Source organism: Sorangium sp. So ce887, from assembly GCF_051521455.1.
In the GTDB taxonomy this organism is placed as follows: domain Bacteria; phylum Myxococcota_A; class Polyangia; order Polyangiales; family Polyangiaceae; genus Sorangium.
Map to the genome: position 1 here is coordinate 10,510,335 of NZ_CP150354.1, position 18,999 is coordinate 10,529,333.

An 18,999-nucleotide genomic window follows, 5' to 3' on the forward strand; every position below is an offset into this window, starting at 1 on the left:
CCTGGCTACATGGAGAGCTGCGAGCGGCCAGGCATGCTGACATCCATTCGACTCAAGAACTTCAAGAGTTTCGCCGATCAAACGGTGGAGCTGTCCCCCTTCACGCTGCTGCTCGGGGCCAACGGCTCGGGCAAGAGCAACTTCCTCGACGCCCTGCGCTTCTTGCAGGGCGTAGGGCTGGACCTCCCCTTGTGCGACATCTTCCGCGGCCGCGTCGACGGCAGGCGCGAGGTCTGGCCGGGCCTGCGCGGCGGCACGCAGGGGGCCACGTACAGGGGCGCCAAATCGTTCACCATCGAGAGCCGATGGACGATAGGGAAGGAGGAGCTCACACACAAGCTCACGTGTCAGGTCGAGCCTGACGTGATCGTCGAGCACGAGTCGCTCGAGGCGAAGTCGGCGGGGGGTCTGCTCTTCGACACGCCCGCGTCGGCGCTGAGGGGCCTCGAGGGGTTCTCCACGGGCGGCGCGATGAAGGCGGCGTCGAAGAAGGGCCGCTCGATGAGGCTCGCGTCGACGGATCGCAACCCCGGGCGGCGCAGCCTGCTCGGCCAGATCGAGCACCACCGCGGGCGCGGCGACGACGTGAGCCTCTCGGACGCCATCGCGCTCTGCAACGCGCTCCAGGTCGCGATGCGGAGCACGCTGTCGCTCGACATCGATCCTTCGCGGATGCGGGGTTACGTGCCGCACGAGATCGAGAACCTCGGCGCCGGGGGGCAGAACCTCTCCGCCGTGCTCCGCTGGCTCTGCCAGGAGGCGGATCACAAGGCCGACGTGCTCGGCTGGGTGAGCTCGATCTTCGCGCCCGAGATCGGCGATATCGAATTTGCGGAGACGGGCCTCGGCGACGTGATGATGGTGCTCGTCGAGAAGGACGGCACCCGCGTCCCGGCGCCGAGCCTCCCGGACGGCGCGCTGCGCGTGCTCGGCAAGATCGCCGGCGTGCTCACCGCGCCGGAGGGCTCGCTCCTCCTCGTGGAGGACCCCGACGCCGGCATGCACCCCGATCGCGCCGGCCTGCTCGCGCAGCTCCTGGAGGGGGCGGCGCGGCCCTCCGTCTGCCAGATCGTGGCGACGACGCACTCGCCCGCGCTGCTCAGGGGCGTGTCGAAGCAGGGCCTCGGCCGCGCGATCGCGTTCGACCGCGACCCCGAGACGTGCGCCACGACCGCGCACCGGCTCGCCGATCTCCCGCGTTTCGAGGACATGGCAGAGCGCGATCCGGGAGAGCTGCTCTCCTCGAAGGCGCTCGCGGGATAGCGCGCGACGAACAGCGCAGTACAGCGCCGCCATTGCATTGCAGTGCTGCCATTTCGCGAGGCGTGGACATCTGCCTTTCTCGCGAAATGCGTTGTGAACACCCACAGGTCCCTCTAGGCTACTGGCGAGTCCATGGCGCGGCGAGCGTCGCGCGAATCCAGTGACTGATGAGGTCTTCCATGCTTTTCCACAAAACTACACTTCAACTGGCCCTCTGCCTGACCGTCGGGCTATCGGCGGCTGCCTGCTCCGATGACGGCGGCGAGGACGGCGGCACCACGAGCACGACCAGCAGCAGCGCCTCCACGGGCGAGGGCGGCGGCGCGACCAGCTCGTCCAGCAGCGCCTCCACGGGCGAGGGCGGCTCCAACGAGGGCGGCTCCAACGAGGGCGGCTCCAACGAGGGCGGCTCCAACGAGGGCGGCTCCACGGGCGAAGGCGGCTCCACCGGCGAGGGCGGCTCGACCGGCGAGGGCGGCTCCACCCCCGGCGATCCGGCGTGCGGCGCGGACACCGCGACCTTCGCCGACGTGCAGGCGATCCTGACCACGACCTGCGCGGGGTGCCACGGCAACGCCGGCCCGCCGGCCGGCGGCCTCGATCTCCGCGGGAACGGGTCCCATGGCAAGCTCGTCGACGGCGACAGCACGACCTGCGCCGACCGGGTGCTCGTCGTGCCGGGCAAGCCGAGCGAGAGCTACCTCATCAACAAGCTGCGCAACGTCGACCTCTGCGCGGACGGCAAGCGCATGCCCCCGGCCCCGGACCCGAGCCTGCCGGAGGCGAGCATCAAGAAGATCAACGACTGGATCTGCGCCGGCGCTCCCGGCACCTGAGCTCCGCCGCCGGGCTCAGTACACCTTGCAGCGCGCGCCGCCGGCGGCGCGCGCGTAAGGGAGCTTCGCGCTCCGCCCCTTCACGTAAACCGCCCCGCCCGAGGCGGGCCTCGGGATCACGGCGCCGGTCGCGAGCGGCCGCCCGGGCGGCAGTTCCTCGACCTCGATGATGATGTCGTTCCCCTCCTGATCGACCGCCGAGATCGAGGGCCGCCGGCTCTCCTCGTCGGCGGGGCCGCCCGGACAGGGCACCCCGCGCGCGCTCAGCGCGACGGCGAGCGTGTTGTCGGTCGCGGTCTCCGGGGCGCCCGCCGCCCACTGGAACCTGGGATCGCGCGCTCCCCCCACCTCCACGGCCAGGCAGCTGCACCGCTCGGTCCGCGACGCGGCGCGCGCGAGCGCGAGGTCGTGCCGCACGCCGACCCACGACGAGGGACCCCGCTCCTGCGGCGTGGAGGGGGTGCCGTCGAAATCGTCGGGCGCGCCGAGCGCCCGGCGCGACGCCTTCAGCTTCGCGGCTTCAGGGTCCGCCGGCTTGGCGGGATCGATGGTATCGCCCTCCCAGAACGCCGCGGCGCCTGCGTGCTGGTTGCCGCCGCAGGCGGCGAGGACGGCTCCGGAGAGGAGCGCAGCAAACCGTGCGATCTGGACGGCCGAGGGGGGCATGCGGTGCGATCTTCGCACCGGCGCCGGCTGCGGCCAAGGTTTGTGCTGAGACGGAGGGGAAGAGCTAGGCCGGGAGACGCGCGCAGCGCGCCGGGTGTCCGGCGCGCTGCACAGCGAACGTCACTTCGGCTTGATCTCGGTCAGGACGAGGAGGTAGTCCGGCGAGTTGTTCGGCGACAGCTTGGCGTACGGGTTCTCCTTGCTGGGCCACCCGACGAAGCGCTTCGTGCTGTACTCGCCCCAGGACGGGTTCTTGAACAGCGGGATCACCGGCACCTGCTGCGCGTAGATCATCTGCAGCTCGTCGACGATGCTCTTCTGCTCCGCCGGATCCGTCGCGGCCGCGAACTTCTTGAACAGCGGCTCGGCCTCCTTGGCGGAGAAGCGGTGCCAGTTGCGGTTCGTGACCTCGCCGACGGGCTTCACGAACTCCGGGGCCATGAGATCGCGGTAGTAGTTGAACGGCGTGGGCTCGGTGTTGGTCCAGCCCATCGACATGTCGAACGTGCCCTTCTGGAGCGCCTCGAAGAACGCGCTGAAGTCGTACGTCTTCAGCGTGGCCTCGATGCCGACGGCCTTCAGGCTCTGCGTGGTGATCTGGACCGCGCGCACCCAGTCGGACCAGCCGGTCACGACGTTGATGTCGAACTTCAGCGGCTTGCCGTCCTTCGCGCGGATCCCGTCCGAGCCCTTGGCGTAGCCGGCCTCGTCGAGGAGCGCGTTCGCCTTGGCCACGTCGAAGGTCGTCCAGTCGCCGGCCGCGGCGGCCTTCTCGTTGCGCCAGCGCCCGTAGGCGTCGTCGAGCCCGGTCCCGTCCGCGCCGACCGTGTAGCCGTTGACCGCGATCTTGGCGATCTGCGCCCGGTCGATGGCCATGCTGATGGCCTTGCGCAGCTTGATGTCGTTGAACGGCTTCTTCGTGGCGTTCGGGTAGAGCGTCACGGTGCCGCCGACGAGCGGGAACCAGTAGTGGTTGTTCTCCGGGTCCTTGGAGACGTAGGTCTTGTCGATGTCGGGGACGAAGTTGCCGGCCCAGTCGACCTCGCCGTTGATGAGCGCCAGGTTCGCCTGGTCGTTGCCCGGGTACGCCGGGAAGCGCAGCCCCTCGACCGCCGGCTTGCCCTTCTGCCAGTAGTTCGGGTTCTTGCCGAGCTCGTAGATCTGGTTCTGGAACGTCTTCACCTCGGTGAAGGGGCCCGTCGCGACGGGGTTCTCGTTCGTGAACGTGACCGGGTCGGCGACGTCCTTCCACTTGTGCTCCGGCACGATCGGCTGGTGGCCGATGTAGTGGAGCCCGGGGACGAAGGCCTCCTTGAAGAGGAACTCGATGGAGGTGGCGTCCTTGGCCTCCACCGACTCGACGAACTTCCACACGCCCGTCTGATCGAGCGCCGGGAACTTCTTGAGGAGCCCGAACGTGAAGGCGACGTCCTTCGCCGAGAAGGGTTGTCCGTCAGACCACTTGACATCGGTGCGGGTCGTGAAGGTGAGCTTCTTGTTCGCGTCGCTCCACTCGTACTTCGTGGCGAGCCACGGCACGAACTCGCCCTTCATCGTGTTGTACACGATCATGGGCTCGTAGATGCCCGCGACGGTGGGGAAGCGCGTGGCCCCCTCGCCGAGCAGGGGGTTGAAGTTGCGCACCCAGGACGCCTGCTGCTCCCTGGAGATGGTGACGAACTTCGCCCCGCCCTTCGCACCGCCCTGGGCCCCGGCACCCGGGGTGGCCGACGTCGCCCCCGCCGAGTCCTTGCCGGCGGTCTCGGAACCCTTGTTGTCGCAGGCCGCCGTGGCGCCGACGGATAGGACGAGCGCCGAAAGGGCAAAAATGCGGCGCGACATGGATCGACTCTTCATAAGCTTGCTCCCTCGCGGCGACCTCGGTCGCCCGCGACGATCCTCTCACTCGACCGACAGCACGCAGCGCCGCAGCGCAGCGACAACAGCAGACCGTTCGGCGGCGCCACGGATGAGCCGCGACTGCGGCACCCTGACGCCGGCGCACTCTACCGGCCAAGGTAGAGAAGTGTCAACCTGACGAGGAGCGGGGTTCCATGGGCCATCGTGAGGTCGCGACCTGATCGGATGCGCACGCCGGGGGCGGTGGCGCTCCGAGCGCTCTAGGGAGCTCAGAATTCCGCCGGGTCGCTGTACGTTCCCATGACGTCGCGCAGCACGTCGCAGATCTCCTGCTCGGTCGCGTACACGCTGGCCGCCGCGATGATGGGGGGCATGAGGTTATCGCGACCGCGCGCGCTGCTTCGCACCTCGGCCAGCGCGCTTCGCACCTGGTCCTTGTCGCGCTGGGCCTTGACCCGGTCCAGGTTCCGGCATTGCACCCGCTGCACCTCCTCGTCGATGCGGAGGAGGGGGATCGTCTTCTCGGCGGCGCCGGCATAGCGGTTGACGCCCACCATGATCCGCTCGTTCGACTCCAGCTCTCGCTGGAACCGGTAGGCCGAGGCGGCGATCTCGCGCTGCGGATATCCCTTCTCGATGGCGGGCACCATCCCGCCCATCTCGTCGATCCGCTGGATGTACGCGAGCGCCTCCTGCTCCAGGCGGTCGGTGAGCCACTCGACGTAGTAGCTCCCCCCGAGCGGATCGATGGTGTTCGCGACCCCGCTCTCGTGGGCGATGATCTGCTGCGTCCGGAGGGCGATGGTCACGCTCTCCTCGGTCGGGAGCGCGTAGGTCTCGTCGAGCGAGTTCGTGTGGAGCGACTGGGTGCCGCCGAGCACGGCGGCGAGCGCCTGGAGCGAGACGCGGACCACGTTGTTGTAGGGCTGCTGGGCGGTCAGCGAGACGCCGGCCGTCTGCGCGTGCGTGCGCAGCTTCATGCTCTCGGCCCGCTTCGCCCCGTAGCGCTCCTTGAGGAACCGCGCCCACATGCGGCGCGCGGCGCGGAGCTTCGCGATCTCCTCGAAGAAGTCGTTGTGGACATCGAAGAAGAACGACAGGCGCGGCGCGAACGAGTCGACGTCGAGGCCGCGCTCGACGCAGCTCTCGACGTAGGCGAGCCCGTCCGCGAGCGTGAACGCGAGCTCCTGGGCGGCGGTCGAGCCGGCCTCCCGGATGTGGTATCCGCTGATCGACACCGAGTTCCACCGCGGCACCTCGCGCGCGCAGAACTCGATCATATCGGTCACGATGCGCATCGCCGGGCGCGGCGGGACGAGCCAGGCGTGCTGGGCGATGAACTCCTTCAGGCAATCGTTCTGCACGGTGCCGCCGATCCGCTTGCGCGGGATCCCGCGCTTGTCGGCGAGCGCGATATAGAACGCGAGCAGCACGACGGCGGGGCCGTTGATGGTCATCGACGTCGTCACCTGGTCGAGCGGGATGCCGTCGAAGAGCGCCTCCATGTCGCGGAGCGTGTCGACCGCGACACCGCACATCCCCACCTCGCCGAGCGACCGCGGAGAGTCGGAGTCGTAGCCCATGAGCGTCGGGAAATCGAAGGCGGTCGACAGGCCCGTCTGCCCCTCGGCGAGCAGGTATTTGAACCGCGCGTTCGTCTGCTCCGGCGTGCCGAAGCCGGCGAACATCCGCATCGTCCAGAGCCTGCCGCGGTACATCGTCGGCTGGACGCCCCGCGTGAACGGGTACTCCCCGGGCAGCCCGAGGTCGGCCGCGTGGTCGACCGGCGCGTCGGCCGGCGTCGCGAGGTCGGGCACGTCGACGCCGCTCCAGGTGGTGAAGCTCTCGGTGCGCGGCGGGAAGCGCGCCGACGCCTCGGCGACCGGGCCCTCGCGCCACGCGGCCACCGCGCGCCGGAGCGCCGCGAGCCCGTCCTCGTCGAGCCCGAGCCCCTCGCCGCCTCCGCCGTTCGTGGTACGGGGCGCGTCGGCGCGGCTCTCGTCGGCGTGGCCCGGTGACCGGAGCGCGCGATCCGCTTCGGTCTCCGGAGGGGGGGTGGGCTCTCGGTGCGCCATGGCCCGCATTTTAGCGCGGCGCGCGCGTGATGGCGCCGGTGAACGCCGAGATCGCCGGCGCAGGCGGCGCGCGGCGCGTCACGGGCAGCGCGCGTGGAACACCTCGGAGACGACCGGCGTCGCCCCGTCCTCCAGCGAGTCCTCGATCGCGCCCGTGATCCGGATCCCCTCCGCGGCGCAGAGCGCCGCCGCGGCGTCGCCCGGGAGCGTCGCGCCCCCGGCGCTCGTATCCACGGTGAACGCCACGGTGACGTCGCTGTCCGGAGCGACCTCGACCGGCAGCGCCGTTGCGGTCTCGACGGGGAGCGGCGCCACGATCGCCGTCGTTTGATCGGCGCTCACGATCTCGAACGTGCGCACCGCGACGCGGCTGGGTCCGCTGGCCCGCGGGCCCAGGTGGAGCTTCAGCGCGAAGCTCGCCTGAAGGCCGGTCCCGAGCGCGCTCGACGAGACGGTCGCCTCGGGCGCGGCGATGGACGGATCGACGAACACGGCGGCGTCGGTGTTGATGCAACCGCTCGCCAGGGCGGCGAGCGCCGCCGCCGCGAGCGTCGCGGCGGCGGAGGGCATGGCGCGGGCGTTCATGGGGTCACTCTCCCCCCGGCCGACCTGTCCTGTCCAGATCGGCCGCGTGCCGCGCGCAGGTAGTGCTGGCATTTGAACATGAAGGCGGGGAGGCGGGAAGAAAACCTGAATGATTTCCAGATCTTCCCGCCTTCATGTGAAATCTCTCTGGGCCAATGACCGCGCCCCCCGCGCGCGGCCGCGCTCCGCTCAGGGCGGCGGCGGGACGACGCCCTTGGCCCGGGCCGTGTCGCAGCCGAGCTCCACGTTGGTCGGCCCCTTGTCGGTGCGCACGACCTTGAACTCGACGCGCCGGTTCTTCTCCCAGGCCGGCGCGTTGTGGGCCGGATCGAGCGGGCAGTACTCGCCGTAGCCCATCGAGCGCACCGCGTTCTTGTTGACGCCGCGCTGCACGAGCGCCGCGGCGACCGCGTCCGCGCGGGCCTGGGTCAGCTTGAGGTTGTACGCGTCGGCCGAGCGCTCGTCGGCGTGCCCCTGCACCTCGATGAGCGAGAACTCCGGGTGGTGCTTGAGCGTCTCGGCGACCGCCTGCACGATGCCGAACGACTCCGGGAGGATCTCGGCGCTGCCGGTCGCGAACTGGATCTTCTCGAGGATGACGATGTTGTTCTCCTCGATCACGACGCTGCCCTTGTCCGGGCACCCGTCCTCGTCCTCGAGGCCGTTGAACGTCTCGGGCTCGTTCGGGCACTTGTCGGCCACGTCCGGGATGCCGTCCCTGTCGTTGTCGGGGTCGGGGCAGCCGTCCTCGTCCTCGAAGTCGTCCTTGTCCTCCGGATCGTTCGGGCACTGGTCGGACTTGTCCGGGATGCCGTCCTTGTCGTTGTCGGGGTCGGGGCAGCCGTCCTTGTCCTGGAAGCCGTCGCGGTCCTCCGGCTCGTCGGGGCACTTGTCGCGCGAGTCGAGGATGCCGTCGCCGTCGCGATCGCCGTCGCTCCCCTCCGGGCAGCCGTCGTCGTCCTCGTCGCCGTCGCGGTCCTCCGGGTTGTTCGGGCAGCGGTCGTCGACGTCGAGGATGCCGTCCTCGTCGTTGTCCGGATCCGGGCAACCGTACTTCCCCGGGGGCGAGTCGGCCTTTGTGTCCTGGAAGCCGTCGTAGTCCTCCGGCTCGTCGGGGCAGTCGTCCTGATCGTCCTTGATGCCGTCGCCGTCGCGGTCGCCGATGGACGGCTCGAAGACGAACCCGATGGTCGCGCGCTGCTCCGCGGCCTGGAAGCCGGGCGTGTACCCGACCCCGGCGCCGAGCATGAGGAAGCTGTTCCGCTCGATGAAGAGCTTGATGCCCCCGACCGCCTCGGCCGACAGCTTCTGCTTGCTGCTCTCGCCGCCGCCGACCTGCTGGGTCAGGTAGGTCTCGGCCACGAGGTCGAGCGGCGTGAGGACGCGGTAGCTCATCCCGAACCCGCCGGTGAGCAGGTCCGAGTACTCGAGGTCCCCGTGCTTCAGCTGGAAGGTCGTGTTGTCCGAGCGCAGGCCGAACGCGGGGTTCTCCCCTGTATGGCCGCGGTAGCCGACGTTCGCCGCGATCCGGAACGGGTTGGTCACGCCGAACCGCTTCTCCAGCACGAGCTGCGGCCAGAAGAAGAACCCCGGATCCGAGGCGAAGTCCTCGGTCCCGCCGACGCCGACGCCGATCTGGGCGATCAGCGCGAGCCCGATCACGTCCTGATCGGGGCGGAGCAGGCGCACCTTCGCGTGGACCGCCAGGTTGCCGAGCGACTGGGCGTCGAGCGAGTCGTCGTCGTAGTTCTGGCCGGGGCCCGGGCCGATGTCGTCGATCGGGTCGGCCGCGTTGAGCACCACCGGGGCGGAGAGCCCGACGACCAGGAGGTTGCCGATGCCGTAATTGAACTGGAACGTGCCCTGAAACGCGTGATTGAGCATCACCTTCGTTTCTGTGCCGTTGTCGGTGATCGGCAGGATGTTGTGCCCGTAATCGAGCACGAGCCCCAGGCTGATATCGTTGGCGCCGAGGACGTCGGCTCCGTTGACCGAGAAGAGCCCTTTGGAGTCGACCGCCGGCCGGAACAGGTGCAGGTCCATGCCGTCGCCGTTGGTGCCGCCCGCGCGCGTCTGGGCCGCGGCGTCGCCCGCGCCGGCGGCGGTCATCGCGGCGCCGAGGGCGAGGGAGAGCAGCGCGGCGCCCGGGCGGCGGTCCCGGTCGGGCCGACCGCGGGCGGGCAGCGCGCGCCGATCGTCGGGCGTGTCGGGGGCGCCCGGGCGCGGTTCGGCGGGGAGCAACGGAGAGCGAGGCGTCATGGCAGGGTCCTCGGGTTGGTGAGGTCGCGGTGGGGCAAGCGCACCTGGAGCTGGCGCTCGGCGCCACGTACCACCGCGCGAATTCCGGTGTCAAACAGACGGCGATGCGGGCATCGGCCGCTGGCGGGCGCGGGGCCCCTCCGGCGCGGGGGCGCCCCCGCCCTCGGCGCTCCGGCGACGGGCGCCGAGCGTCGCCCCCGTCGCCGGAGCGCCTGCGATTTGCCGGGGAACGCCCGCCCTCGCCCGCGCGATCCCTGCGCGGCGCGAGCCGAGCGCGTCAGTAGCGCTAGAATTGTCCTGGCGATCGCAGACGGGTATTCGGTGAGAGGTTGCGGCGACAGGTGCTCGGTGCGGAGTCGGGGGGAGGCCACCGTCGCTCGCGGACCTCGCTGCTGGAGGGACGGATGCTGCTAACGAGGTGGACTGGGTCGGTCGCGGCGCTCGCGGCCGTGGCGCTCCTTTCGTGCGGGGAGGAAGCCCCGAACGACAGCAGCGGTGGGGCCGGCGGGGCCGGGTCGGGCGCAGGCGGAGCCGGGTTGGACGCCGGCGGGTCGGGTTCCGTGTCGAGCACGACGGCGGCGGGCACCGGCGGGACCACGAGCGCAGGCGGCGGTGGCGGCGGTGGCGGCGGTGGCGGCGGTGGCGGCGGTGGTGACGGCGGCGCGGGCGGCGGTGTGTGCGGCGACGGCGCGGTGGCCGGCGCCGAGGGCTGCGACGACGGCAACTCCGCGGCGGAGGACGGCTGCGGCGAGGACTGCGCCCTCGAGCCCGGTTACATCTGCTCCGGCGCTCCGAGCATCTGTTCGACGATGTGCGGCGACGGCCTCCTGCGCGGCGCCGAGATCTGCGACGACGGCGACGTCATGAGCGAGGACGGCTGCAGCGCGGTCTGCGTGCTCGAGGCGGGCTACGAGTGTGCCGGCGAGCCGAGCGCTTGCGGCCCGGCCTGCGGTGACGGCCTGCTCATCGGCAACGAAGCGTGCGACGACGGCAACACGACCGCGGCGGACGGCTGCAGCCCGGATTGCGAGGTCACGTACGGTTACAGCTGCAGCGGCGAGCCCAGCGCCTGCGTCTCCGTGTGCGGCGACGCCATCCAGACCGTGCGGGAGGAGTGCGACGACGGCAACACGGTGAGCGGCGACGGCTGCAGCAGCACCTGCGAGGAGGAGCGGCGCTAGCCCGCGACCCCCGCCAGCCCCCCGCCCGCCGCTGATCCACGCTGGCCGAGCGGGGTTCACCCGCACAGGAGACGGGCCCAGATCGGCGTTTTCGGCGCGCAGGCGTACACCAGTACGCCGAGCACCGAAAACGTCGAGGTGGGCCCGTATCCGAAGCGGGTGGGCCCCGCTCAGGGAGTTCGTGTTTTCAGGCTGTCGATCGCGTGGACCGGGGCCTGGTCGCCGGCCATGAGGTGGGAGATCGCGCCGTAGACCAGCCGCTGGCTCTCCAGCATGCTCTTGCCGGCGAACACCGGGGCGGTCACGACGAGGTTGAAGTGCCCTCCGCCGCCGGTCACCTCGGCGGTGGAGCCCTCGATCTTCGCTTCGATGGCTCGCTTCAGGGCTTCGGGGATCGACCCTTCAAACGTCGTCAGGTGGCTCGGCATGGGCGATGTATAGGCCATCGCCCCGCCGCAGGAAAGCCGGAGCGCGGCGCTCGGGTCGTGGAGGGGACGCGCGGGGCGGGCCGTGGACGGGACGCGCGGGGCGGGGTCAGCGCGCCGGGATCAGGCGCTCGCGGTCGCCCTGGCCAGCTCGATCAGGCCGGCCGCGCCCATGCCGCCGCCGATGCACATCGTGACGATGGCGTACCGGCCGCCGCGCCGGCGGAGCTCGTGGAGGGCGGTCGCGGTGAGCTTCGCGCCGGTGCACCCGAGCGGGTGGCCGAGCGCGATCGCGCCGCCGTTCACGTTGAGCTTCTCCTCGGGGATCTCGAGCGTCCGCTGCACGTAGACGGCCTGCGACGCGAACGCCTCATTGACCTCGAACAGGTCGATGTCGGCCATCTTCAGCCCCGTCCTGGCGAGCAGCTTCCGCACCGCGGGCACCGGGCCGATCCCCATGATGGCGGGGTCGACGCCCACGGTCACGAACGCCCGGAAGTACCCGAGCGGCTTCACGCCGAGCGCGTCCGCCTTCGCCTTGCTCATCACGAGCGCGGCGGCGGCGCCGTCCGACAGCGGCGAGCTGTTGCCCGGGGTGACGCTCCCCTTCGCCGCGAAGGCCGGCTTCAGCCCCGCGAGCGCCTCCACCGTGGTCTCCTTGCGGATCAGCTCGTCGGTGCGGAAGTCGAAGGTCACGCGCTGGCCGCTCTCGTAGCGCACGCCCTTCACGGTGACGATCTCGTCCTCGAAGCGCCCGGCCGCGCGCGCCGCCGCCGCCTTCTGGTGGCTCTTCAGCGCGAACGCGTCCTGGTCGGCGCGGCTCACCTGGAACTTGTTCGCCACGTTCTCCGCGGTGATGCCCATCGGCGTGTACACCGTCGGACAGCGCTCCATCGCCTCCGGCGACGCGCTCAGCTTGTTGCCGGTCATCGGGACCATCGTCATCGACTCGACGCCGCCGGCGACGGCGATGTCGAGCGACCCCATCGCGATGCTGCCCGCCGCGTTCGCGATCGCCTGGAGCCCGCTCGAGCAGAAGCGGTTGATGGTGATCGCGGAGGCGTCCTGCGACATCCCGCCGAGGAGCGAGACGACGCGCGCGACGTTGAGCCCCTGCTCGCCTTCCGGCATGGCGCAGCCGAGGACGAGGTCCTCGATGTCCTCCGGCTTCACCTGGGGGACGCGCTTCAGCAGCGCGGCGACGACCTCGCCGGCGAGCTCGTCGGGGCGCTTCTGCGCGAGCGACCCTTTGTGGGCCCGGCCAACGGCCGAGCGGACGGCCTCTGCAATTACGACGTCGACCATGGCGTTCACCTAGTTCCGGAGGGGCTTGTTGTTCATCAGCATGTACTGCATCCGCTCAGCGCTCTTGGGCTCACCGCACAGGCTGACGAACGCCTCGCGCTCGAGCTCGAGGATCTCGTCCTCGGTCACCTCGCGCGCCGCGCCGCCCGCGCCGCCGCAGAGCACCTCGGCGAGCTTGCGCGCGATCTTCGCGTCGTGCTCGCTGGCGTGGCCGCCGGCGACGAGCGTGTCGATCATCATCTGCAGCGTCGCGATCCCGCTCTCGCCCGGGAGCTTGTAGGCGCGCGGCACGGGCGCGTGGTACCCGGCCTCGGCGATCCCGACGGCGCGCGCCTTCACCTCGTGGAGCTGGCGCGCCCGGTCGAACGAGACGCCGTCCGTCTTGCGGAAGAAGCCGAGCGCCTTTGCCTCGTCCGCGCTGGTCGCGACCCTGGCGAGGGCGATGTTCTTGAAGACCTGCGTCACGAGGTCGTACGAGTTCACCGGCACGCCCTCCGGGATCCCCTCGAACGCGCGCCAGAGCATGTTGAGCGTCCCTGCGCCGCCCGGGATCAGCCCGACGCCGACCTCCACGAGCCCCGCGTACGTCTCGGCCGCGGCCTGCACCGCGTCGCAGGCGAAGCAGAGCTCGAGCCCGCCACCCAGGGTCATCCCGTAGGGCGCGGCCACGACCGGGACGCTCGCGTACTTCAGCCGCTGCGTCGCGTCCTGGTACGCCTTCACCATCTTGCGGATCGCGTCCCAGTCCTGGTTGCCCGCGGCCATCGCCACGAGGAACAGGTTGGCGCCGACGCAGAAGTGCTCGCCCTGGTTGAAGACGACGAGCGCGCGGAAGTCCTGCTCGGCCTTCTCGGCGGCGAGCGAGAGCATCCCGATCGAGTCCGGATCGAGGCTGTTCGCCTTGGTCTTGAAGGTGACGCCGAGCACCCCGTCGCCGAGGTCCCACGCCTCGGCGCCGTCGTTGGCGAGCACGGCCTTCACGCCGCGGCGCGCGCCGGCGAGCGTGACGTTCCGCGGATCGATCGGCCGGGCGACGTACTCGCCCTTGAGCAGATCGAACACCGCCCCGTCGGCGCGGTAGAACGAGGTCGCGCCGCTCTGCTTCATGCGGACGATCGACTCGGGCAGCTTGATGCCGTCCTTCTGCATGCGCTCGACGGTCTCGGCGAAGCCGAGCGCGTCCCAGGTCTGGAACGGCCCGAGCTCCCAGTTGTACCCCCAGCGCATGGCGTCATCGATGGACACGATGCTGTCGGCGATCTCGCCCACGCGCCGCGCCGTGTACGCGAGCGAGCGGGAGAGCACCTTCCACGCGAACTGCCCTGCCTTGCCGGGGTCGCTGGCGAGCTTCTTCACGCGCGCGGCGGGGTCCTCGATCTTCTCGCACGACCGCGTGGCCTTCTTGATCGCCTCGTCGCCGCCGTGGGGGCGGTACTGGAGCTTCGCGGGGTCGAGCGTCTCGAGCCCTTCCTTGGTCTTGCGGTAGAAGCCGCCCTTGGTCTTGTCGCCGAGGAGCTTCGCCTCGATCATGCTGCGGATGTAGGCGGGCACCTTGAAGACCTCGCGGTCCTCGTCGCGCTCGAGCGCCGTGTAACAGTTCTCGGCGACGTGGGCGAAGGTGTCGAGCCCGACGATATCGCCTGTCCTGAAGCTCGCGCTCTTCGGGTGCGCCATGGCGACGCCGGTGATGGCGTCGACGTCTTCGGGGGCGAGGCCCTCCTCGATCATGAGGTGGATGGCGGTGAGCATCGCGTGGGTGCCGATGCGATTGCCGACGAAGTTCGGGGTGTCCTTGCCGAAGACGATGCCCTTGCCGAGCACGTCCTCGCCGAGCTTCCGCACGCGGGCGACGACGGCCGGGTCGGTGTCGGGTCCGGTGACGAGCTCGAGGAGCTTCATGTACCGGACCGGGTTGAAGAAGTGCATGACGAGGAATCGCTTGCGGAAGTCCGCGGAGCGCCCCTGCATCATCTCCTCGATGCGCAGCCCGGAGGTGTTCGACGCCGCGATCGCGTCCGGCCGCATGACCTGTTCCAGGCGGGCGAAGAGGGCGCGCTTCGGCTCCATCTTCTCGATGATCGCCTCGATAACGAGGTCGCATTGGGCGAGCTCGGCGAAGTGATCTTCCGTGTTGCCGGTGCGCACGAGGCGGGCGTGGGACGGGTGGAAGAAGGCGGCGGGCTTGGCCTTGAGGGCCTTCTCGAGCCCGCCTGCCGCGAACCGGCTCCTGGCGGCCGGGTCCTTCCGTTCGGCGTCGCTGAGGTTCGGGGGCACGATATCGAGGAGCAGGACCTCGATGCCGGCGTTCGCGAAGTGGGCGGCGATGCCGCTGCCCATGACGCCCGCGCCGATGACGCCCGCGCGGCGGATTGGTTTCGTCATGCAGATCCTCCGAGATGAATGGGGCGCAAACCATTGGCGCAAAGGGCGCCGAGCGCAAGCGTATCCGGGGAGGACGGCCGCCGGGGTGAGCGGGAGAGGATGTGTGCTGACGATTGTCCAGACCGTCCGTCTGTGGTGCGCTGTAGTGCGAGCGACCTCTGGCGTTGCCTCTGGCGTTGCCTCTGGCGTTGCCTCTGGCGTTGCCTCTGGCGATGCCAGACGGGCTGGAGCGCTGTGATTCCGCTCTCAGTGCCAGGCCTGGGCGGACTGCACCGGTTGTCCTGTGCGGTCGTGCTCGGCCAGGAGGCGCTTCGAGATCTCGACGCACTGGGTGCAGGAGGCGAAGCGCGACCGGTGCAGGCACTGGATCCATGTCGCTGTCCCTTGCACCCCGAACTCCACCGCATCGAGGTGTTTGCCGCAGGCGACGCAGTGGATGTGTTGATGCTCGTGCTGCTGCGCCGCCGGGCGCGCCGGCGCGAGCGCCTTCCGCTCGCGCTTGGTCAGTCGCTTTTCTCGCTTCATGATCTCCTCGGGGACGGGGGTGGCCGCACGGATCGTGCTGGCGCGGCTCACGCTATCATGCGTCGCGCGGCGCGGGCGCCGGCGGGCTGCGCGGGGGCGGCTGCCGCGCCGGCGTGCGCGGCTTGACATCCTTCGGATGCTGTGCGTACCAGGCCGGCGCGGAGCGCCTCTCCGCGCCGCCGTTGCTTTCGCGGGCGCGCTCGGTCTGTTCATCGAGTCATCGAGGCCTGCCGGCACGCCGTTCGAGCCGGCCTTGGCGCGCGCCTGAGCCCGAGGTCCGGGCGAGGAGGTCCACACCTGTGCACAGCCGTGTTCGTCTTGGCATTCCGCTCGGGCTGGGGTTTGCGCTCTTCACGCTCGCGGCGGTGGCGGCGGCCGAGCGTCCTTCCGGGACGAGCGCCCGTCTCATGGCGCAGGCGCACGCCGCGGTCGACGAGGGGCGGCTCGCCGACGCGCGCGACCTGTGGATGGCGGTGTGGAAGGTCGAGCGCTCCCAGGTGGCCGTCTGCAGGACGGCGGTGGCGGAGATCGACGTCCCGCGCGGCGGGACGCGGGAGGTGACGCTCACGTTCGCCGCGCCGTCCGAGGAGCCCGGCGCCGCGGGCGGGCCTGGCGCCGCGGGCGGACCTGGCGCTGCGCGCGAGCCTGGCGCTGCGCGCGAGCCTGGCGGGCCGCGGCCGAGCCCCTCGCCTCCCCGACCCGGACCGCGGCCGGACGTGATCGTCGGCGGCGTGGGGCTGTCCGCGACGCTCGCCGCGCTCGGGGGCGTGATGATGATGGCCGCGGAGAAGAAGGAAGCGGCCGGTCGCGCGGCGGCCCGCTCCGCGGGCCCGAGCGGATGTTTCCGGGTGACCTGGCCGATGTGCCGCGACTCCGCCTCGGCCTACGGCGACATGCGCGCCTTCCGGTCCGTCGGCATCGCCGCGTTCGTCGCGGGGGGCGCTGCCCTGGGCGCCACGCTCACCTACGCCCTGGTTCCGCGCGGGCAAGCCGAGCTCACGGTGTCGGCCGAGGGCATCGCGGTGACGGGCGTCTTCTGATCGCGGCCCGCGGCCGGCCCCGCCGTGACGGCGCGCCCGCGGTGCCGCGGCGGCGCTGGCGAAAACTTGCGTGACGAACGCGCGCCCGGCGCGGCATAGTCGGGAGGTCGAACGACCTAGCCAACGACACCTCAATGCGCAGCTCACCGGCGTGCTCTGCCCCATCTCGGGGGCCGGGCGCTGCCATGAGGCGCAGTGTGTCGAGTGCATTGATAGCGATCCGACGATGCCGTGCCCGAACGGTCTGGTGTGCGACGGCACGCTGTGCGTGCGAAACCACTGTGTGAACAATCGGCACGATCCGGGCAGCGGGGAGACCGATTACAACTGCGGGGGCCCGTGCAAGCCGTGCCCGATGGGATTCGATTGCGCGACGGGGGACGACTGCCTCGAAGGCGTGTGCGACGCCGGGATCTGCCGGGCGCCCACGTGCACTGACGGCGTGAAGAACGGCGCCGAGACGGGCGTCGACTGCGGCGCGCCGTGCCCGCGCTGCGCTCCGGACGGCGGCTGCACGACCGGCGCGGACTGCACGAGCGGCGTATGCTGGGCCGGCGCCTGCGCGGCGCCAACGTGCACCAACGGCGTGAAGAACGGCGGCGAGCGGGGCGTCGATTGCGGTGGGGAGTGCGACACGGAGTGCCCGGGCTGAGCGGCGGGGACGTGCGAGAGAGAGATCGCGGCGGCTACTTCCAGAACTCCCACCATCGCCTGGCGGCTGCCGCGATGCGGGCCGCCTCCGCGAAGATGACGGAGGGGACGCGCTCCACGTCCCGGTCCTTCTCGAAGACGAGCTGCTCCTTGTCGAGGCGGTACAGCTGGAACACGTTGTACGATTCCCCCGACGCGAGCTCGACCACGACTTGAATCGCGTCGACGTCCTCTAAAGCGCCGCGGGGCCGGACCCGCACGTCCCGGTAGACGGCGGCCGCTCGGATCTGATCTGCTACTGCCTTCTGCCGTAGCGCGGTGATGAGCAGGTTCGATCCGTCGGTGCCGCCCTGCGCCGCAATCCCGATATCGTACATCCCGTTGGGCTGGACAGCGATGAATCCGGGAAGGAACGATCCCTGCCGCAGAAGTGCATGCCTTGCCAGATCGAGCGACCGCTCGACGAGCCGCTGGATCTCGAACCGCTTCGCGTGAGGATCTTTGCTCATGGATCGCGTCCCCTGTTTCCGGTGACGGGCCCACCTGCCTGCGAGGCACAACGGGACGGCGGGCGAGACAGGCAGACCGTTACATCGCCATCGGAGGCACGGCAAGAAGAGGGCGTCGGCCCGGAGCGGATACGCCGCGGATTCTTGACGAGTGCGTGCACCGAACGGAAACAAAAACAAAGAAAGCGCGGAATGAGATTCGGGACAACAGGACTCTGGCGCCGCTCATGACATAATGCCGAGCACGAAGAGCGCATCCGCCCAGAGCGGCCAGAGGGTGCGGAAGGGGTGGCTGGCCAGCAGGAGGCCACCGTTCGGCAGGCGCCGCACGTGGTAGGGCGAATGGCGCTCGATGAACCGGACGTGTCTCCCCGTGGCGACCTTCACCTCATAGGAGGGCTCGCCCTCCCTGGGCTCCTCGATGATCTCCTGGACGAGCTCGCGCGCGCGAGGCTCGACGGAGCGCCATGCTTCGTCCGGCACCGCCGAGGCTTCGAGCGCGCCGATCAGCGTGGCCGGCGGCATGGAGAGCGCCGCGAGCACCTGTTCGCGCGTGAGATCCTCGTCGCCTACGAGACGGGCACGTGGGACGCGCCGAATGGCGTCGGGGCGAGTCGGGCGCTCGGCCCGCGATCGGGACGCATCGCGGTCGAGGCCCCAGTGCTCGGCGACGCGCTCGACGGCGCTCGCGACGCCGACGCGCGCCCCTCTTGGAGCGGCTTCGACGCGCGCATGCAGCGCGTCCAGGGACAAGCCCGCGGCGCGCTCCACGATATCGCCGTCGTGGATGTGCACCCACGACAGGGCGAGATCCCGCGCGACCGTTGCGGCGTCGGCGTGGTACGTCGCGCACGCCTCGACGGGCGCGGACCAGCTGAAGGCGGCCGAGCACGAGCCGGTCGTCACGCGGGGACGCGCGTCCGGCGCGCACAGGCCGAGCAGGATATCCTCCATGTCCTGTTCGAACTGCATCGAGATCATCGCCGCCTCGGCCTCCACGGAGCGCACACCGTCTCCGATGGAGATCTCGAGGTAATACGGGTAGAGCCCCTTCCACTCGTAGGAGTGTACGCGCAGAGGGCCGCTGGCCCACCGGCGTTCGTGTTCTTCACCATAGCAGTCCAGGCTCAGGCCATACCTGGCCAGCCACCTCCACTTCGTCCCGAAATTCACACATATTTCCGAGCGTGCCTTGAAGGCGGGACGTGTCACCGCGATGACCTCGTCGAGCGGAACCTTGCTGCGCCACAGGTGTTCGGAGGATCCAGGCGTGGAGAGGCTGACATCGCAAAGTCCCCCCGGGTAGACGAGCGCGGAGAGGGCCGCCGCGAAGGCGTCGAACCGGTCCGCCTCGTCACACCACGCATAGAAATCGGGTCCCCGTTCACTCCGCGCTTGATTCATGGGTCGACGACCTTGAGGACGCCTGTCTCACTG

The 18,999-nt window shown here is 70.4% G+C and carries 16 protein-coding genes; 5 read left to right on the forward strand and 11 right to left on the reverse strand.

What is annotated here, in order from left to right; translation table 11 throughout:
* Positions 1-33 precede the first annotated feature (33 nt).
* Together WMF36_RS39300 and WMF36_RS39305 are read left to right on the forward strand one after the other, a co-directional pair.
* Positions 34-1,263 carry an AAA family ATPase gene (locus WMF36_RS39300; protein WP_437575958.1) on the forward strand — a complete coding sequence of 410 codons (1,230 nt, stop codon included), beginning with the start codon at positions 34-36 and terminating at the stop codon, positions 1,261-1,263.
* A 179-nt stretch (positions 1,264-1,442) separates the two neighbouring features.
* Positions 1,443-2,099 carry a PE-PGRS family protein gene (locus WMF36_RS39305; protein ID WP_437575959.1) on the forward strand — a complete coding sequence of 219 codons (657 nt, stop codon included), beginning with the start codon at positions 1,443-1,445 and terminating at the stop codon, positions 2,097-2,099.
* A gap of 15 nt (positions 2,100-2,114) precedes the next feature.
* Here WMF36_RS39305 and WMF36_RS39310 read toward each other — a convergent pair whose 3' ends face one another.
* From WMF36_RS39310 to WMF36_RS39330, 5 genes are all read right to left on the reverse strand, one after another.
* Positions 2,115-2,765 carry a hypothetical protein gene (locus tag WMF36_RS39310; protein WP_437575960.1) on the reverse strand — a complete coding sequence of 217 codons (651 nt, stop codon included), beginning with the start codon at positions 2,763-2,765 and terminating at the stop codon, positions 2,115-2,117.
* Positions 2,766-2,885: 120 nt separating this feature from the next.
* A complete protein-coding gene (locus tag WMF36_RS39315) occupies positions 2,886-4,607 on the reverse strand; it encodes an ABC transporter substrate-binding protein (RefSeq protein WP_437575961.1) in 1,722 nt (573 codons plus the stop codon).
* Positions 4,608-4,894: 287 nt separating this feature from the next.
* Entirely contained in the window at positions 4,895-6,700 is a 1,806-nt protein-coding gene (locus WMF36_RS39320; protein WP_437575962.1) for an acyl-CoA mutase large subunit family protein, read from the reverse strand.
* Between the two features lie 78 nt (positions 6,701-6,778).
* Complete coding sequence (locus WMF36_RS39325) at positions 6,779-7,285, reverse strand: hypothetical protein (protein ID WP_437575963.1); 507 nt, start codon at positions 7,283-7,285, stop codon at positions 6,779-6,781.
* A 189-nt stretch (positions 7,286-7,474) separates the two neighbouring features.
* Entirely contained in the window at positions 7,475-9,544 is a 2,070-nt protein-coding gene (locus tag WMF36_RS39330; RefSeq protein WP_437575964.1) for an OmpA family protein, read from the reverse strand.
* Between the two features lie 404 nt (positions 9,545-9,948).
* Here WMF36_RS39330 and WMF36_RS39335 point away from each other — a divergent pair, with 404 nt between their 5' ends.
* On the forward strand, positions 9,949-10,725 hold the full coding sequence (locus tag WMF36_RS39335) for a DUF4215 domain-containing protein (protein WP_437575965.1): 777 nt from the start codon (positions 9,949-9,951) through the stop codon (positions 10,723-10,725).
* 170 nt (positions 10,726-10,895) lie between these two features.
* Here WMF36_RS39335 and WMF36_RS39340 read toward each other — a convergent pair whose 3' ends face one another.
* The 4 genes from WMF36_RS39340 to WMF36_RS39355 all read right to left on the reverse strand — a co-directional run bounded on the left by WMF36_RS39340 (position 10,896) and on the right by WMF36_RS39355 (position 15,362).
* Entirely contained in the window at positions 10,896-11,153 is a 258-nt protein-coding gene (locus WMF36_RS39340; protein WP_437575966.1) for a BolA/IbaG family iron-sulfur metabolism protein, read from the reverse strand.
* A 120-nt stretch (positions 11,154-11,273) separates the two neighbouring features.
* Positions 11,274-12,455: a thiolase family protein gene (locus WMF36_RS39345; RefSeq protein ID WP_437481675.1), complete on the reverse strand. Its 1,182-nt coding sequence runs from the start codon at positions 12,453-12,455 to the stop codon at positions 11,274-11,276.
* A gap of 9 nt (positions 12,456-12,464) precedes the next feature.
* On the reverse strand, positions 12,465-14,837 hold the full coding sequence (locus WMF36_RS39350) for a 3-hydroxyacyl-CoA dehydrogenase/enoyl-CoA hydratase family protein (protein WP_437575967.1): 2,373 nt from the start codon (positions 14,835-14,837) through the stop codon (positions 12,465-12,467).
* 246 nt (positions 14,838-15,083) lie between these two features.
* On the reverse strand, positions 15,084-15,362 hold the full coding sequence (locus tag WMF36_RS39355) for a hypothetical protein (protein WP_437481677.1): 279 nt from the start codon (positions 15,360-15,362) through the stop codon (positions 15,084-15,086).
* A 299-nt stretch (positions 15,363-15,661) separates the two neighbouring features.
* Between WMF36_RS39355 and WMF36_RS39360 the strand changes: the two genes are divergently transcribed.
* Together WMF36_RS39360 and WMF36_RS39365 are read left to right on the forward strand one after the other, a co-directional pair.
* Positions 15,662-16,402: a hypothetical protein gene (locus WMF36_RS39360; protein WP_437575968.1), complete on the forward strand. Its 741-nt coding sequence runs from the start codon at positions 15,662-15,664 to the stop codon at positions 16,400-16,402.
* A gap of 283 nt (positions 16,403-16,685) precedes the next feature.
* Positions 16,686-17,054 carry a hypothetical protein gene (locus WMF36_RS39365; RefSeq protein ID WP_437575969.1) on the forward strand — a complete coding sequence of 123 codons (369 nt, stop codon included), beginning with the start codon at positions 16,686-16,688 and terminating at the stop codon, positions 17,052-17,054.
* Between the two features lie 34 nt (positions 17,055-17,088).
* Here the strand turns inward: WMF36_RS39365 and WMF36_RS39370 are convergent, their stop codons facing one another.
* Positions 17,089-17,562 (reverse strand): hypothetical protein, encoded by a 474-nt coding sequence (locus WMF36_RS39370; protein ID WP_437575970.1) that lies wholly within the window; start codon positions 17,560-17,562, stop codon positions 17,089-17,091.
* 225 nt (positions 17,563-17,787) lie between these two features.
* Positions 17,788-18,966: a hypothetical protein gene (locus tag WMF36_RS39375; RefSeq protein WP_437575971.1), complete on the reverse strand. Its 1,179-nt coding sequence runs from the start codon at positions 18,964-18,966 to the stop codon at positions 17,788-17,790.
* Between the last annotated feature and the right edge of the window lie 33 nt (positions 18,967-18,999).

Coding starts and splice junctions, on each gene's coding strand:
- WMF36_RS39300 (WP_437575958.1), top strand. CDS start 34: ATGCTGACATCCATTCGACTCAAGAACTTCAAGAGTTTCGCCGATCAA.
- WMF36_RS39305 (WP_437575959.1), top strand. CDS start 1,443: ATGCTTTTCCACAAAACTACACTTCAACTGGCCCTCTGCCTGACCGTC.
- WMF36_RS39310 (WP_437575960.1), bottom strand. CDS start 2,765: ATGCCCCCCTCGGCCGTCCAGATCGCACGGTTTGCTGCGCTCCTCTCC.
- WMF36_RS39315 (WP_437575961.1), bottom strand. CDS start 4,607: ATGTCGCGCCGCATTTTTGCCCTTTCGGCGCTCGTCCTATCCGTCGGC.
- WMF36_RS39320 (WP_437575962.1), bottom strand. CDS start 6,700: ATGGCGCACCGAGAGCCCACCCCCCCTCCGGAGACCGAAGCGGATCGC.
- WMF36_RS39325 (WP_437575963.1), bottom strand. CDS start 7,285: ATGAACGCCCGCGCCATGCCCTCCGCCGCCGCGACGCTCGCGGCGGCG.
- WMF36_RS39330 (WP_437575964.1), bottom strand. CDS start 9,544: ATGACGCCTCGCTCTCCGTTGCTCCCCGCCGAACCGCGCCCGGGCGCC.
- WMF36_RS39335 (WP_437575965.1), top strand. CDS start 9,949: ATGCTGCTAACGAGGTGGACTGGGTCGGTCGCGGCGCTCGCGGCCGTG.
- WMF36_RS39340 (WP_437575966.1), bottom strand. CDS start 11,153: ATGCCGAGCCACCTGACGACGTTTGAAGGGTCGATCCCCGAAGCCCTG.
- WMF36_RS39345 (WP_437481675.1), bottom strand. CDS start 12,455: ATGGTCGACGTCGTAATTGCAGAGGCCGTCCGCTCGGCCGTTGGCCGG.
- WMF36_RS39350 (WP_437575967.1), bottom strand. CDS start 14,837: ATGACGAAACCAATCCGCCGCGCGGGCGTCATCGGCGCGGGCGTCATG.
- WMF36_RS39355 (WP_437481677.1), bottom strand. CDS start 15,362: ATGAAGCGAGAAAAGCGACTGACCAAGCGCGAGCGGAAGGCGCTCGCG.
- WMF36_RS39370 (WP_437575970.1), bottom strand. CDS start 17,562: ATGAGCAAAGATCCTCACGCGAAGCGGTTCGAGATCCAGCGGCTCGTC.
- WMF36_RS39375 (WP_437575971.1), bottom strand. CDS start 18,966: ATGAATCAAGCGCGGAGTGAACGGGGACCCGATTTCTATGCGTGGTGT.